At 46.9% G+C, this 16,679-nt stretch carries 13 protein-coding genes; 4 read left to right on the forward strand and 9 right to left on the reverse strand.

Going from position 1 to position 16,679, the window contains the following annotated elements; all coding sequences use genetic code 11:
- The first annotated feature begins 158 nt into the window (after positions 1 to 158).
- The 3 genes from B156_RS0106565 to B156_RS0106575 all read left to right on the forward strand — a co-directional run bounded on the left by B156_RS0106565 (position 159) and on the right by B156_RS0106575 (position 2,541).
- On the forward strand, positions 159 to 1,430 hold the full coding sequence (locus B156_RS0106565; protein WP_018618867.1) for an LVIVD repeat-containing protein: 1,272 nt from the start codon (positions 159 to 161) through the stop codon (positions 1,428 to 1,430).
- A 13-nt stretch (positions 1,431 to 1,443) separates the two neighbouring features.
- Positions 1,444 to 2,028, forward strand: coding sequence for a hypothetical protein (locus B156_RS0106570; protein WP_018618868.1), 585 nt, complete (start codon positions 1,444 to 1,446; stop codon positions 2,026 to 2,028).
- 315 nt (positions 2,029 to 2,343) lie between these two features.
- Positions 2,344 to 2,541, forward strand: coding sequence for a hypothetical protein (locus tag B156_RS0106575; RefSeq protein WP_018618869.1), 198 nt, complete (start codon positions 2,344 to 2,346; stop codon positions 2,539 to 2,541).
- Positions 2,542 to 2,615: 74 nt separating this feature from the next.
- Here the strand turns inward: B156_RS0106575 and typA are convergent, their stop codons facing one another.
- Positions 2,616 to 4,430, reverse strand: a complete 1,815-nt coding sequence (gene typA / locus B156_RS0106580; protein WP_018618870.1) for a translational GTPase TypA — start codon at positions 4,428 to 4,430, stop codon at positions 2,616 to 2,618.
- Positions 4,431 to 4,658: 228 nt separating this feature from the next.
- On the reverse strand, positions 4,659 to 4,865 hold the full coding sequence (locus B156_RS31265) for a hypothetical protein (RefSeq protein ID WP_157626932.1): 207 nt from the start codon (positions 4,863 to 4,865) through the stop codon (positions 4,659 to 4,661).
- A 69-nt stretch (positions 4,866 to 4,934) separates the two neighbouring features.
- Between B156_RS31265 and B156_RS0106590 the strand changes: the two genes are divergently transcribed.
- Positions 4,935 to 5,357, forward strand: coding sequence for a gamma-glutamylcyclotransferase family protein (locus tag B156_RS0106590; protein WP_018618872.1), 423 nt, complete (start codon positions 4,935 to 4,937; stop codon positions 5,355 to 5,357).
- A gap of 684 nt (positions 5,358 to 6,041) precedes the next feature.
- Here the strand turns inward: B156_RS0106590 and B156_RS0106595 are convergent.
- The 7 genes from B156_RS0106595 to recF all read right to left on the reverse strand — a co-directional run bounded on the left by B156_RS0106595 (position 6,042) and on the right by recF (position 16,631).
- The gene (locus B156_RS0106595) at positions 6,042 to 6,902 is read right to left on the reverse strand and encodes a dienelactone hydrolase family protein (RefSeq protein WP_018618873.1); all 861 of its coding nucleotides are present in this window, start codon (positions 6,900 to 6,902) and stop codon (positions 6,042 to 6,044) included.
- A 58-nt stretch (positions 6,903 to 6,960) separates the two neighbouring features.
- A complete protein-coding gene (locus B156_RS0106600) occupies positions 6,961 to 8,241 on the reverse strand; it encodes a metallophosphoesterase (protein WP_018618874.1) in 1,281 nt (426 codons plus the stop codon).
- Positions 8,242 to 8,344: 103 nt separating this feature from the next.
- Positions 8,345 to 11,785 carry an efflux RND transporter permease subunit gene (locus B156_RS0106605; protein ID WP_018618875.1) on the reverse strand — a complete coding sequence of 1,147 codons (3,441 nt, stop codon included), beginning with the start codon at positions 11,783 to 11,785 and terminating at the stop codon, positions 8,345 to 8,347.
- 88 nt (positions 11,786 to 11,873) lie between these two features.
- Complete coding sequence (locus B156_RS0106610; protein ID WP_018618876.1) at positions 11,874 to 13,001, reverse strand: efflux RND transporter periplasmic adaptor subunit; 1,128 nt, start codon at positions 12,999 to 13,001, stop codon at positions 11,874 to 11,876.
- A gap of 21 nt (positions 13,002 to 13,022) precedes the next feature.
- Positions 13,023 to 14,684 carry a TolC family protein gene (locus B156_RS0106615; protein WP_026260647.1) on the reverse strand — a complete coding sequence of 554 codons (1,662 nt, stop codon included), beginning with the start codon at positions 14,682 to 14,684 and terminating at the stop codon, positions 13,023 to 13,025.
- Positions 14,671 to 15,303 (reverse strand): TetR/AcrR family transcriptional regulator, encoded by a 633-nt coding sequence (locus tag B156_RS0106620; protein ID WP_018618878.1) that lies wholly within the window; start codon positions 15,301 to 15,303, stop codon positions 14,671 to 14,673. Before B156_RS0106620 ends, B156_RS0106615 begins: the two co-directional genes overlap by 14 nt.
- Positions 15,304 to 15,512: 209 nt before the next feature.
- Positions 15,513 to 16,631, reverse strand: a complete 1,119-nt coding sequence (recF, locus tag B156_RS0106630; protein WP_018618880.1) for a DNA replication/repair protein RecF — start codon at positions 16,629 to 16,631, stop codon at positions 15,513 to 15,515.
- Positions 16,632 to 16,679: the final 48 nt, after the last annotated feature.

Consider the following 16,679-nt stretch of genomic DNA (forward strand, 5'->3'; position numbering starts at 1 on the left):
CTACCGCTCTTTTCTACAACGATAATAGTTTGTCTTTTTGTGTAAGAACCAACATTACCCGGCCGTAATCAGGACAGCCGGGTAATTTTTTGCTATTCATTCCAACGATTTCTTTTCATGCGGGGTCTCTGCGTAAAACCTTGACGCAGAGACCCCGCATGAAAACCACACATTTACTTTTTCTGCTGGTAGCCACCTGGCTCACTGGCTGCACCGATAAATGCGAACAGACACGTACCTTCCGCCGATATACGCCCGTTACACTGACAGTTCAGCAGGTACGGGCAGGCGTGCGTGTAGAAGCAGTTCAGGCACTCCACAAACCGGGCAAAATTTACACCAAAGGTGGATTCCTGTTCATCAATGAACTGAAAGAGGGAATTCATATTATTGACAACCGCAATCCCGCGTTGCCTCAGCCAATTGCGTTTCTCAGAATTCCGGGCAATGGCGACATGGCCGTTCGGAACAACATCCTATACGCTGACAGCTATATGGATTTGGTAGCGTTCGACATCAGTAATCCAGCTCAGCCCCGCGAAGTAAGCCGCGTAGAGTCAGTGTTTTCGAATGGGCAGTTTGAAGGTGGCTGGTGGAACATAAATGCTCAAACGCTCACCCTCAGCGACCAGCGTGTAGAGTATGTAACGGAAACCATCAAAACCGATTGCGACGGTTCCAGCCCCGGCAGTTGGGCCAGCTGTCCTGGCTGTGATAGGGCGACCCTGAGTTTCAGTTCGATACAGTTGGCAAGTCAGCCCAATAATAACGGCACGGCGGGTTCGATGGCCCGGTTTGCCTTGTATAATAATTTTCTTTACACGGTTGGCCAGTCGGATATGCAACTGTTCGACATTGAGAATGCGGCTAAACCCAGTGCCAAAAGCCGCATCAGTTTAGGGAGTGGTATTGAAACCATTTTTCCGTACAAGGACAAACTCTTCATTGGCTCCCAGACGGGCATGTTTATTTACGACAATAGTAACCCGGCTAATCCCGTCCGGCTATCGGTTTTCCAGCACGCCCGCGTGTGCGACCCTGTGGTAGTAGATGGCGATATTGCTTACGTTACCTTACGAAACGGAACTGCGTGTAGTGGGTATACCAATCAATTGGATGTAGTGGATATCAGTAATCTTTCCAGTCCTACCCTACTCAAAAGCTACCCCATGCAAAATCCGCATGGCCTCGGTGTCGATTTCCCAAATCTATTCATCTGTGAAGGGGCATTTGGACTAAAGAGTTTCGATGCCAGTTCTCCACTGAATATCAAGCAGTTAAGTCAGATAACGGGTCAGGATGCCTACGATGTAATTCCGCTCAACAAAACATTGCTGTTGATTGGGAAAGATGGGTTGTATCAATTCGATTACACCAATCCGGCGCAACTGCGTCAGGTAAGTAAATTGTCAGTCAATCGTCCGTACTAATTATCGGTTCATCATGAAAAAAATCACTTTTCTGCTGATGGGCTTACTGCCCCTGCTGGTTTGGGGGCAAACAACGCCTTTCAAGCCAGTATTCACGAACATGACCGAATTGGGAGCTACGTTTGGCCAGGTCCGCTATAACAACGGCGTTACTTTTTCGGAGTCGGTAGCTAAACGGGTTAACCTGACGGCCCAAACCTTCAACGGCGTTCTGTTGCATCCGCGTTTGGCCGTGGGAGCTACCGTTGGGGTTGACTGGTACAACACGGCCTTGTTGATACCCGTATGCGCGGGCTTACGTTATGATTTGGCTAGGCCGAACAACAAAAATCTGCGAATTTTCAGCAGTTTAGATACGGGCTGGGGATTTGCCTGGCTCAACGAAGATGTAACGGGCTATAAAACCACCGGTGGCTGGATCATTTCGCCCGGTATCGGCTTCCGGATTGGCAAGCCATCCAATGCCAATTTCGTCATGTCGCTAAGTTATAAACGTCAGGCTGCGGAAGCCGATATGCCTTTATTTTACAATGAACTGGCGAAGCACGAAACCCGCGTGTACAACCGCATGGCAATCAGAATGGGGATTGGTTTTTGAGAGGGCTTGTAAATTTAATCGTCATTCAGTATAAATGAGCTAACAATTTAGCCATTTCTGAGTTTTACCAACTAGATACAATGTGCGGTAAGGTTTCAACTGACGTACACTAATTCAACATATGTGTGAATTAGAGACCCGCAAGTTGTATCTATTTGCTGATTTCAGCGTCTAAAGATTGGTAACAAACTCTACAGAGTTTGATCGATACATCGAACGATAAAATAAGAGTCGGTTATTGATCAGCTAGTTTAACACTCATTATTAGTTGAATAATAAGGTAATAATTAGTGCTCGCCATCACAAATTATAGTTATGAAAAAGTTAGTTTCTCTTTTTGTTGGTAGTTTACTTTTCATTGCCGGATACCAACAGGCACAAAAACAGGTACAATACGCGAAATCCAGAGCCTCCATTGAGAGTCCGGCTTATGCCGAAAAGCCGGTCATTGTCCCCGTCGAAAACACACCAACTCTTGCCTTTTATTTGAGTAGATCGTTTGTGAAGAATTAGCTGGTTTATCTTAACAGCACAAAAAAATCCACTGATTAATCAGTGGATTTTTTTTGTGCTCGGTTGCTGCGTGCTTACGCCATAGCAAATTTGTTTTGGTTGCGTTTACGCTCATTCTCATCCAGGAAAATCTTGCGAATCCGCAACGCTTTAGGTGTCACCTCAAGGTACTCGTCCTTCTGGATATATTCCATGCACTCTTCCAGCGAGAACGATATCTTAGGAGCAATCTTCACGTTATTGTCCGAACCCGAGGCCCGCATGTTAGTCAATTGTTTTGCGGTTTGCACGTTGACAACAATATCGTTTTGGCGGTTGTGTTCGCCAATTACCTGACCCGTATAAATCTCATCGCCTGGCTCAATAAAGAATGAGCCCCGATCTTGAAGCTTGTCAATTGAGTAGGCAGTAGCCATACCACTGGTCATTGAAATAAGCGACCCGTTGATACGCTCGGCAATGGGTCCTTTGTATTCCTGATACTCTTTAAACCGGTGGCTCATAACAGCTTCACCGAATGTAGCTGTCAGAACGTTAGAACGAAGGCCAATCAACCCACGCGATGGGATGTCGAACTCAAGATGCTGCAGGTCGCCTTTTGGCTCCATAATCAGCAATTCTCCTTTCCGCTGCGTTGCCAGTTCAATTACCTTACCGGCCGTTTCTTCGGGCACGTCGACCACGAGCGTCTCAATCGGCTCTAACTTATGGCCGTTCTCGTCTTCTTTATACAATACCTGAGGCTGGCCTACCTGTAACTCATAGCCTTCCCGACGCATTGTCTCTATCAACACCGACAAGTGAAGAATACCCCGCCCATAAACCAGGAAGCGATCTTCGCTATCCGTGTTTTCGACGCGCAACGCCAGGTTTTTCTCAATTTCCTTGTAGAGCCGCTCACGTAGGTGACGAGAGGTAACAAACTTACCTTCCTTACCAAAAAATGGCGAGTTGTTTATGGTGAACAACATGTTCATGGTTGGCTCATCCACCGAAATTCGGGTGATAGCTTCCGGTGTTTCGAAGTCCGTTAGCGTATCGCCAATCTCGAAATCTTCCAGGCCGGTTACAGCGCAGATATCGCCACAGGCAACCTCTGTCACTTTAACCTTACCAAGTCCTTCAAAAGATTGAAGTTCTTTGACCTTCACCCGTTTCACCGAGCCATCCGACTTCACAAGGCCCATGTTGGCACCTTCTTTCAGCGTGCCCCGATGCACCCGTCCGATAGCGATACGACCAACGAAAGCCGAGTAATCGAGCGATGTGATCTGCATCTGTGGCAGCCCTTCGTTCATAGGGGGGGCAGGAATAGTTGCTACAATGGTATCAAGAAGATACGTGATATTATCAGTAGGAGTTTTCCAGTCCGGACCCATCCAACCTTGTTTGGACGAACCATAAACCGTCGGGAAATCCAGCTGGTCTTCCGTAGCACCCAGGTTGAACATCAGGTCGAACACCTGTTCGTGAACCTCCTCTGGACGGCAGTTCTCTTTGTCGACTTTATTGATGATCACAATTGGCTTCAGGCCCAATTGTAGCGCTTTGCTTAACACAAAACGGGTTTGTGGCATGGCTCCTTCAAAAGCGTCGACCAGCAGACAAACGCCATCGGCCATTTTCAGAACACGTTCCACTTCACCGCCAAAGTCACTGTGACCTGGTGTATCGATGATATTGATTTTAACGTCATTGTACCGAACCGACACGTTTTTGGAAACGATGGTAATACCCCGTTCCCGCTCAAGGTCGTTGTTATCCAAAATCAGGTCGCCGAATTCCTGATTGTCCCGAAAAAGTTTGGATGCGTGAATAATCTTGTCGACCAGCGTAGTTTTGCCGTGGTCAACGTGGGCGATGATAGCTATATTACGAATTGATTGCATACACTGTATGAACCAGTTTCTAGCTGATTCAATTGATTTTCATGATTTATAGTATCCTTCTGGAACGAGGTATAAATAATCATGGAAATCAAATAGATCCCGGTCCAGCTAATTTTAGCGCAAAGGTACGAAATTATACACTGAAACACAGATTTTTACAAGTAATAAAACGAAAAAAGCCCATTCAAGGACCTAGTTCTTGTAAAAATACAATTTCTTAACAGTTGCTTAATGCTTTGGGCAGCCACAAGCATTTTTCTTACGGAAAAGACCAGTATTAAACAGCCCGCCACGCTTGGCTTTATAGCCTTTGCGCTTGCGTTTAAAGATCGACATTTCTGAAGAAGTGGTGGGAGAGGAGGCCATCGTTTCCAATGGTAACTCGACTACCATCAATGATGTAATAACCAACAGAAGTACGTTTATCTTTCTCATAATAAGGCCTGCTTTCTATATTAACGTCAAAATAACTACTTTCGTCATCCAGCAAGCTACATTTTCTGAATGAGTCCGAATCCTGACTTTCTGATCGTTTACGGCACCCTTCGGCCTCCTTTTGATAACCAATTCGCGCTGTACCTGCGTAATCGGGGCCGTCTGATAGGAGAAGGTGCCTTTGCTGGCCAGGTATTTAACATGGGAAGTTACCCCGGTGCCATTTATCAGGAAGATGCTGATACCCGCGTATGCGGTACCGTTTATGACATTGGCAACCAAAAAGAAACGACGCTGACTTACCTGGATTATTACGAAGGTGTTGGTGATGACTTTGAGCACCCGACCGAATTTATCCGGGCTATCATACCGGTGCAATTCAATGAGCAAGTCGCTGATTGCTGGGTTTATCTCTATGATTTGCCTACCACGAACAAACCCTTGATAGAATCGGGTGACTTCGCGCTGCATATCAGCAGTTTACCCTATTAGAATAAACTTTATACCAAAAAACACCGGCTCGTTGTATGAGCCGGTGTTTTTGTAAACTTTTCATCCATTCAAACCTTACCTTGGTCCGCGTGAACGACTACCGCCGTTGTAGCTACCCCTACTCCCGCTACGAGCATTTGGGCTGCTCCCACGATTATTATTGTAACGGGGAGCCGGTGTGTAGTAACGCTGACGGATTACAACCGGCGGACGACGTACCACAACGGGTGGCCGGTAATATCCGTAAGGACTGTAGCCATAACTATTGCCATAGTATGGCCGTGCCCCGTATCCTCCATAACCAGCGCCTGTGCTTACATAGCTAGGACCACAACTTGTCATTATCGCAACTAATAATCCAGCCACGAGCAATGGAATCATTTTTATCGTTTTCATAGTGTTGATCATTAGATAGTTTGTGAAACAATTTATTTTTAAAGAGGTGTAGTGAATAGCCTTTACGCCTAGTTACCCAAACGCACTACCACGGTCATTGTGCCTATCCTGTTGACACGCTACCCCTATCTCTATATGTCCATCGGCGTATGCATTTAGCTTCTGTTTGTTAGACAAATTGTGAAGCCCAGCGTTTAATGAAAACGACAATAAATTAGTAAAAATTTAACTAAAAGCCTGACCATGAGAACATAGTCAGGCTTTTAAAAGAGAAGATGAAGCAGTGAATTATGCTTTCAGTTTGCTTTTTAAATAGGCTAAAGCCAACTTATAGGAATCAGCTGCGGCCTCCTTGTTATAAACCGGATTACTTGGATTAGCAAAGCCGTGTCCGGCATCATACATTTTGACAGTCAGTTTCTCACCGGCTTTCTGCATGTTCTCTTCAAACGTCTTCACCGATTCTGGCGTAATACCTTTATCCTGCGTACCGAAAAAACCGATTACATCGGTATTAAGTGTTTTCAATTTTTCAACATCCTGCTCAGGCCGACCATAATACATTACACAGCCTTTTGCCTGCTTACCTTCCAGCATAGCAGACTGGAGCGACAACATACCACCGAAGCACCAGCCAACGCTGGCAAATTCAGCCTTGGGACCTGCGTAAGCAATGCCCCCTTTCATAATGCTGGCAAGTCGGTCTTTACTGGCGGCACTCATCAACTTGCCCGCTTCCGATGGCTCAGTGGCTACTTTGCCATCATACATATCCAGGGCCAGTACATTTACATCTTTCAGATCACTGTAATACTTCTCAGCTTCTTTTTTGATATTGTCATTTAGACCCCACCATTCCTGGTAAACCAGTAGCCATTTATCAGATGGCTTTTGGGACTTTATCATAAATCCGCTGGCAGATTGGCCATCGGGCGTTGGAAACGTAACCATTTCTCCCGCGCCCTTGTACGTGAATGGCAATGGACTAATGTGTAACTGCTGAAACGCCGGGTTTGCTGCCAGTAACGACATATCGTTTCCGGGCGTATGGCAAACGGGAATGGTCGTTTGCCGGGTTTCTTTAACTGGCGTTACGTAAGCCAATAACGACATAAAGAAAGAAAGCCCGGTTATAAAAATTATTTTCATGTGTGTTTGATGGTTAGTTGATTAGAGGTAACGGAAAGAGTAAGGATTTAGTTAGAAACTATGCCTTCACTAACTCAAAAATTGTAATCTCCGGCAGAATACCAACCCGGCCCGGGTAACCAATATACCCATAGCCCCGATTGACATACAACCGTTGATTGCCTTGCTCATATAACCCAGCCCATTGTTTATAAAAATACTGCGCCGGGCTCCACCTGACATCACCCAGGTCAACACCAAACTGAGCACCGTGCGTATGGCCACTGAACTGAACGTCTATATCCCCAAAACTTGGCCGCACTTCGGCATCCCAATGTGTGGGATCGTGCGACAGTAATAGTTTAACGGGATAGTCTTCAGTGCCCTTGTAAGCTTTGGCAAGATTTCCAGCGCGTAGGGCCGCCGGACCGAAACCAAGGTTCTGCACGCCAATAAGCGCGATTTTATCCCCGTTCTGCTCCAGTATTTTATGTTCATCCATCAAGATGTTCCAGCCCATTTGCTTATGAGCTGCCACAACGTTCAGCACATTTTGCCGTTCGGCCTGAGCATTCGGCCATTGCACATACTTTCCGTAGTCATGATTACCCAGCGTTGAGTATACACCCAATGGTGCTTTCACTTTGTTGAATACGTCAATGTAGCTGTTTACCTCTTCAGCGTGGCTGTTCACCAGGTCGCCAGTAAAAAACACGAGGTCAGGCTTCTGACCAAGCAACATGTCAACGCCACCGCGTACGGCCGTTTTGTTGAAGAAACTACCGGAATGAATATCCGAGATTTGTGCAATTGTGATGCCATTAAATCCTGATGGCAGGTTTTTCATGGGTAACTTAATGCGCCGGATGCGGTAGTCATGGGCACCCGATACTATACCCCAGGTGAATCCTGCCAGCGGAATGGCTCCCACCACCAGTGCCGTCTTCATCAGAAAATCGGAGCGTGAAATAGTGTCGGTAGCGGGTATGGTTTGGCGGGTCGAATCCTCAACGGCTTCGCGAACTTCGGGTTTGTAAAATAGAGATATGATCCAGCGAAAGAACCGGCCAATATCATCAATTAATATAATGAGTACGGCAAAGATTTTTGAGAAATAAGGAATCGCAATGACGGCCCACATAAACGTCCGCATATTGCGACTAATAGAATCGGGAGGCACTAATTGCATGATTACATACAGCAACAGCGACACTGCTGTAAACCCCCAGAAGGCAATGGCAATTATTCGCTGCGTATTTTCCGTTGCGGATCGACTAACGGTTTTAATGGCCTGAAAAACGTACCAGTCAATTAACAGGAGAATGACGGGCAGGATAAAAAAAAGTACGGTACGGTTCATAAATAAAGACCGGGTCGCCGGTGCGATGAAAGAGCGAGAGAGCGAAAGAGTGAACGTGCAGTTTTTGCAAATTTACTCTTTCGCTCTCTCGCTCTTTATACGTTTAAACTAATTCCTCCTCCGGTTGTAGCTGTTCTTTCTTTTCCAGAGCAGGGTCTTTTTTGCCGAACCACTTCATCCGAATGCGTTCGTTGATCCAGTACATACAAGGTACTATAACCAACGTTAGTACGGTAGAAAAGGTCAGACCAAAGATGATTGTCCAGGCCAGAATGTTCCAGAATACGGAGCTATCGCCCCCAATGACTACGTGCGGATCAAAGTCGCGGAACAGGCCAACGAAATCAACAGTTAAGCCGAAGGCTAGCGGTACCAGTCCTAACACAGCAGCTGTAGCCGTTAGCAGAACAGGCGTTAAACGAATGCCGCCCGCGTCAATGATTGCTTCGCGCAGTGGAACACCCCGGCCCCGTAACTCCTCGATGAATTCGATCAGCAGAATCCCGTTCTTCACTACAATACCCGCTAAAGCAATGATACCGACACCCGACATGATGACCGAGAACGACTTTCCGGCAATAATGAATCCCAGCAGTACCCCAATCAGGGATAGCAGTATGGTCACGAATATAATTAGCGGCTTAACGACGGAGTTGAACTGCGTAGCCAGAATCAGATAAATCAACAGAATAGCAATACCGAAAGCCGAAATCAGGAAACTCATCGACTCCTGCTGATCTTCCTGTTCGCCACCCATTTTGATAGTGTACCCGTTCTGCACGTCCATCTGGTTTATTACCTGCTGAATCTGCGCAACAATCTGGTTGGCGTTGTAGCCCGGAACCACGTCAGAACTCAAGGTTACCAGTCGTTCCTGATTTTTGCGATTAATTTGGCTGAACGTCGTCGAGTAGGTGATATCAGCTACAGATGTGATGGGTACCTGCCGTAGTTGCCCACCCGCTACCATATCCCGGTACACGATATTCAGGCTCAGGAGCCGATTTATCTGACTCCGGTCATCGGGTTTGAGCCGCACCATGATAGGGTATTCATCTTTTGCATCACGAAACCTCGATACTTCCAGCCCAAACAAGGCCGTTCTAATCGTTCCGGCTATCTGCGCGGACGAAATCCCTTCCCGCTCGGCCTTTTCCCGATTAACGTTGATAACTATTTCAGGCTTATTCGTAATCAAATCTGACTTCAACCGGTCAATACCCTGAATCCCCGCCTGACTAATTTTCTGCCGAACCTGCTTTTCTATCGTTTGTAGCTCATTGAAATCGTCGCCGGCAATTTCGATAGAAATAGGTTTACCCGTTGGCGGTCCATTTGCTTCGCGCTCCACCGAAATTTCACTCCCTGGCAAGCCACGCATAGCAACCCTCACTTTGGCTAATAGGGAGTCAGTTGAGATACCATTCCGCTCTTCGTTTCCTTTGAACGCCACCGTTACCTTCGATTTCTGCGGAGTAGCAGCCCGATCAGGATTTTGTGGGTCACCGGCATTTTTGCCCACATTCGATATAACCGAGTTAACAACTTCGGTAGCGTCATTTTCCTGCAACACCTTGAAAATCCGCTTCTCGATCACCTTCGTAATGGAGTCTGTCACGGTAGCGTCGGTCCCTACCGGCATCACGTTATACACATAAATATAGTCCGGTTCTCCGCTTGGGAAAAAGATAACCTTAGGTTTGGCTATACCCGTAATAATGAACGTTAGAATCAATAAGCCAAACGCAAAAGCAATTGCCAGTACAGGTCTCCAGCCTGTCAGTACCCAGGAAATAAGGCCACGGTATCCATTTTTGAGTGCTGGCAACAGTCGATTCTGGAACGGGACAATCAACTTTGGTGTCAGCACATAATGGTTGAATACGTACAGAATCAGGAAGAATACAAGCAGGTTGCCAATACCCCGGTCAATCACGTAGCCAATACCAGCCAGTACAGTTAAAATAATTAGCGGCCGTTTGATTTCGTCAAAACTCTGTTTGTCTTCGTGGTTGTCGTCCTCATGCCGTTTCATAAACGTTACGGCAAAGACGGGGTTAATTACGTAGGCCACGAATAAGGAGGCAAACAAGGTCAGGATAAGCGTGAGAGGTAAAAACTTCATAAATTCCCCAACGATACCCGGCCAGAACAACAGCGGGAAGAAGGGGGCAATGGTCGTTAGTGTACCCGAAAACACGGGTACAAATACTTCTCCCGCTGCCGCTTTTACTGCCTGTTTGATGTCCCAATCTTTGTTCTCATTAAAGAGCCGGTGGGAGTTCTCGATAACCACAATGGCATCATCTACCACTAAGCCCAACCCCAGCAGAAAAGCAAACAGAACGATTGTGTTCAGGGTAAAGGCCGTTCCCACTACGGGACCAAGCACGGGCATCATCACAAAGGCAACTAATGCCGACAAGGGTACCGACAGGCCGATAAATATGGCATCCCGAACGCCCATAAAGAACATCAGGACCAGCACAACGAATATAAAGCCCAATACCACCGTGTTGATCAGGTCATTCACGTTCTCACGGGTGCGTTCCGACTGGTCGGCAGTAATTTTTACGTCAAGGCCCTGGGGAAACCTAGACTCCTTATACTCATCAATCGTTTTTTCAATCCGGTCAGCAGCAGACAGCAAGTTGGCTCCTGACCGCTTGATAACGTTCAATGTAACAACTGATTTATTATTCAAACGGGCATAGCTTTGCTGTTCCTCAAAACTGTCCTGGACATCAGCAATATCGCCAAGCCGGATGGTTGCGCCCGTTGCCGTACGAATCTGTAGGTTTTGGAGTTGCGTAATATCGGTAAATTCTCCCTTCACCCGTACCGTCCGCCGAACGCCATCCACATCCAGTTCGCCACCCGATATGTTGATGTTTTCGCCCTGCACGGCTTGCTGAATATCGGAGAAAGCTAATCCTGCGGACTGCATCCGGGGTAAATCCACATTAATCTGAATTTCACGATCCAGTGCTCCCACAATATCTACCCGACGGATTTCGGGCATTCCCTCAATCACATCCTGCAAATCTTCCGCGTATTCCTTTAACTGCTTCAGCGAAAAATTACCAGCCATGTTAATGTTCATGATCGGAAACTCCGAGAAGTTTACGTCCTGTGCCGTTGGACCAGCATCCAGTTTCTGGGGCAAATCGGGCTTTGCTTTATCAATAGCATCGCGAACCCGTTGCAAGGCTTCCTCCGTTTTGACATCCGGGTTGAACTCCACCAGAATGACCGATACATCCTGCAACGCATTCGATTTAATGCGCTTCACCCCCGAAATGGACTTCAACTGCTTCTCTATCTGCTTATTGATAGTGTTTTCAATATCAGCAGGAGCTGTGCCTACATACACCGTGTTGATGTAAACCTGTGGTATCTTAATATCGGGAAATTGTTCTTTCGGCAGGTTATTGTACACAAACAGCCCGCCCAGGGTAATCAGGAGGGTGAAGATGTAAATGGCCGTTCGGTTCTCAACGCACCAGTTGGTAAATCCGAGAGTTTTGTACTGTTCAAATTTCATAATTTGTGGTCATTGATTATTACTGATTATCATTGGTAGCCACTCGTCGGAAAATTCAGGATGAATGACTACCGATGACAAGCAATGACTAGAAACTGATAGGTTGTCCATCAACTAAATCCTGGTACCCGTTGGTCACGATTTGATCACCAGACTGTAAGCCCTGTGTAACAGCAATTCGCCCATCATAAGACTGCCCCGTTTTTATCTGCTTCGCCTTGGCAACCTTCTTCCCGCCTTCGTTCACCGCTACATAGACCAACTGCCCCTGTTCTGTGTTCTGAATCAGGTTCTGGTCAATCACGATAGCATTTGTCATGTTTTGATCGTTGACTTTAACCTGAGCCAGCATATTCGGTTTCAGGCTATTGTCAGACGGTAGCGGAGCTTCAATGGTAAACGTCCGGCTCAGTGGGTCTACAGATGTAGAAACAAAACTGATCTGCGACTTCATCTCGCGGTTTAAATCAGGAAACCGAATCACGACCGGATCGCCCTTCCGTACACTGCCCGAATAGGTATCCGATACTTTGGCAATCACTTTAAGTTGGGATAGATTGACGATCCGAACCAATCCAACACCCGGAGCGGCCGACTGCCCGACTTTTACCGACACCTGGTCGACAACACCCGAAATGGGTGCCGTTACGGTCGATTGCGCCAACTGCACGTTGAGAGTAGAAATTTTACGTTCCAGGGCTTCCTTGTTATTCTTCGCCTGTAAGTACTGTATTTCAGTACCGATTTGCTGTTTCCACAGGGAGGCCTGCTTTTCAAAAATCGTGTTAGCCAGCGATAACTGCGTTCTTACTTCCGCCATCGACTCCCGCATAATCTGGTCATCAACCTTGGCAATGGCTTGCCCGGCCCGTACCCGGTCACCTTCTTTAACATAAACCGCTGTTACAACCCCGCCCGATTTGGGCGATACCTGCACGTTATTTTTCGCGTCGATGGTACCCTGCAGTTCAACAAAGTGCCGGAACGTGCTGGCCGATACGGGAGCAACCGTTACGTCTTTAATGCGGGCTGTTTCCGCTTTTTTCGGATCGAGTTTAGTCACTTCCGATTCCAGCGTCTTGATTTTCGTGTTCAGTTCGGCCTGCTGCGATTTTAACTCCGCCAGCTCTTCACGCTTCCCTTGTAAGTCAGTCTTTTTTTCTCCCCCGCAGGCCATCAACAGGCCTGTCAGGACAATAGCGTAATATGATTTCATGGTTCTAGTTTCAGTGTATGGTTAATTTCCGGTGTATAATCGGCCAAGTGCTTTATCCTGGTCAACTTTGGCAATCAAAAAATCGTATAGCGACCCGAAGTAATTAGTCTGCGCTTCACGGAGAGAAGCTTCGGCATTTAGCACCTCAATGCTCGAACCCACCCCTTCCTTGTATTTAATGCGGGTTACGCGCACAATTTCCTCGGCCAGGTCACGATTGCGCTGTTGTGTTTGTAGCGTTTGCAGGCCATTTTTAAGGGTAATGCTCGACTGCCGGATTTGCAGGTCGATGGAGTTACGGAGCAATTCACCACTGTTCTGGGCTTTTTGCAGGGTAGCCCGCTTTTGCTCAATCTGGCTCCGTTTCTGGAACCCATCGAAAATAGGAACCTGTAAACTCAGTCCTAATGACGCAAAATTGAACCAGGGAGATGTAATTAGTTGGTCTATTTTATTGCGCCCAGAGTTATAACCAAAATTAGCGAAAGCGGACGCCGTTGGGAAATAAGCCTTCTGTGTTACTTCAATGTCCTGTTCTGCTAATTTAATTTGTGTTTCCAAGGTCGAGTACTCAATCCGGCTGCGGTATTGAAACGTTGGGTCGGGTGAAATCAATGGCCGCAGGTCATCGACAGCCCGATCCTGTAATTGCTCCGCCAACGTGATTTCGTCATTTATCTTCAGGCCCATCTGAAACTTCAGCAGTGTATAACTCAATTCAATCAGGTTCTGCACATTCTGCCGTTCAGCTTTCAGGTTATTGGCCTGTACCTCCAGCCGCTGTACATCGAGTTTTTCAACAAACCCCTGCCTGTTCATCGCCTGCGTTTCATACAGGGCAGTATCCAGTCGGGCAATATTAAAATCAAGTAATTTAGCCCGCTCCAACGCGACCAGTACGCCATAATACGCTTTGGCAACCTGCTCAGCCACCACGACTTTAGAACTTTCCAGATTTCGCTGGGCCAGTTCGCGATAAGTAGCCGCAGCACGTAAGCCAACGTTTAAAGCAGCACTATATAGTACCTGATTTACGCTGGCGGCAGCATTGGCAGAGTATTTAACCCCGAATTGTACGGGTATAGCTGGGGCATCAGGCGATGCATTGGGATCGAAAAAGACAGCCGGCAAAAACGCCCGTTGAATAATCAGATTATCTGTTAGCGATGCACTGGCAGAAACCTGGGGCAATGCAGATGCCTTAGTTTCGCGAATGCGGGCATCGGCACTCACCGCATCCAGTTGACTGTTTCGAATAGAAACATTCTGCCGTACAGCAAAATCAATTGCCTGCTGGAGCGTGTAGGTCTGCCCGTCAGTCGCGCCACCAGTTGGTGACAAACCATTCGGGGCCGTACCCAATCCCGAATTAAAGGTTGAAATAACACCCGGCTGGAGGTTCACGGGTCCTTCGGGCGTGCTTAGGGAGGGGGTACCGGCCGTTCCGCTGGCATTAGGCTGCGATGGCACGTTTATCCCCGTACCCGGAGTAGTTCCGGGCTGGGCCACCACTACCCCGGTTGCCGCTGGCTGCTGGGCACCGGGCTGCTGACCACTAGGCGCTGCACCGGTAGGTTGCTGCCCTACAGATGGTTGTGTGGGTACCTGTGCTACAGCGCCCGTTCCAGGCCAGATAGCCGGAAACCAAAGTGCTGTCAAACAAAGTATACTACTTGTTTTCATAGATAATAGGTTGTATTTCTTTTCCTTTATTAACATACTGATTATAGGCCTCAAATCCCTTCTCGGTCAGCATTCCCCGCACAAAATGGTGTATGAGTTCAGCCTGAACTTCGTGCATTGAATACTGGTCGGATGGGAAAAGGTCATGATTGAACGCAAGTTCGATTTGTTCCACCCGAAGCCGGGCTAAGATGGCTGGATTGATGTCGGCACGATATAGGCCTACGGCAATACCTTTTTGAATATTTCCAAGAATAGACCCCATGATTTGATCTTCCTTATATTGTCGGAATAAAGAAAAGGCCTGCGGATAATAACGCTTTATGTCCATGAGCAGATTCGGGCTAACCTGGTCTGCATTTTTTTGCATCATTGTCAACACACTCAATATCTCTTCAATCGGATTGGCTGTATCAATGACCATACATTCCATTTCTGACTGATTTCGGCTTGTTTTGTGCTGAATGACCTGATACAAAATCTGTTCTTTATCAGAAAAATGCTGATAAATTGTCTTTTTCGAAATACCCAGTTGTTTTGCTATTTCCTCCATCGTAACAGAGCGAACGCCGAACTTCCAGAATAGCCGTTCAGCCTCTGCCAGAATCCTTTCCTTCATTTATAAATAGAACTTTAGCTGGATGAACTCTGGAAACTCAAATATAGTTCTCAGTTTCCTAACAATTTTCAGATAATATGATGAACGGCCTGAAAAGGGGAGTGAAGGAACTAAAACACCCGGCGAAATCAGGCTTCGCCGGGTGTTGTGGTGTATTTTTTAAAACAGTGACTATGGCACTAGTGGATTACTGGCTACTTCGTTTTTAGTCACGCATGGGCTATTTCGAAGAAGCGGACATCGGCCTTTACTTTAGAGAGTAGCTCACGCGTACGTTCGGGTCGGGCATCAGTAATAAAGAGTTGACCGAATGCTCCTTCGTCCATTTGCTGGATAAGTTTACTGATGCGTCGGTCATCAAGCTTATCAAAAATATCGTCTAATAAAAGAATCGGTTTAACCCCTTTTCCACTTCGCAGCTGGTCGAATTGAGCCAGTTTAAGGGCAATTACAAACGTCTTCTGCTGTCCCTGCGAACCAAACTTCTTCAGCGGTACCGTTTGCCCGCTACTGTCACCAATCAGAAAAGAGTAGTCATCTTTATGGATGCCCATCGTAGTACGTTGCAATACGGTATCGCGCCGACGGAAATGCCGGAACTCACTGGCAAAATCCGGATTGCTCACATCAGATTCATACTGGATATCGACCGTTTCCCGTCCGTCGCTCAGATACGCATAGTGTGCTTTGAACCCAGGCATAAACTCCTGAATAAACTGCTGTCGTCGATCGTGAATCTTCTGTCCGAGGTCGAGCAGAGGTTCATCATAGGTGTCGAGCAAGTCATCATCAACCTGATTCCCGTTTCTACGATCCTGGTCAGCAAAAAGTTTTAGCAGGCTGTTGCGCTGTTTCAGCACCTGTTGATACATCAGGTAATCGCGCAGATAATTGGGGTCAAGCTGGGAAAATACACCATCAAAAAAATGCCGCCGTTCTTCGCTGTGCTCACGAACCAGATCCGTGTCATTAGGAGCGATGAGGACGACCGGGAAACGCCCAATGTGTTCACTAATCCGCTCATACGGTTTTTTGTCGGCCATCAGCACCTTTCGCTGACCCCGCTGCAGACTAATGGTAATTTGTACCATGCGCGCATCCTCAGCAAACGTACCATCGATGATAAAATAAGAGGCATCATGCAGAATACTCAACGCATCCTGACTTTGAAAAGCACTTTTGCTCAAGGCCAGAAAATAAATGGCATCGAGCAGATTCGTTTTCCCGCTCCCGTTTGGCCCTACTAATACATTTACCTCTTGCCCGAATACGTACCGGCCATCTTCATAGTTCTTAAAATTAGTCAGGCTGAGTTTTTCAAGGTACATATGTATAGCGTATAACGCGATAATGCGTAATTTCGCAGCAGTCAATTA

It is taken from the genome of Spirosoma luteum DSM 19990 (assembly GCF_000374065.1).
Classification (GTDB): Bacteria; Bacteroidota; Bacteroidia; order Cytophagales; family Spirosomataceae; genus Spirosoma; species Spirosoma luteum.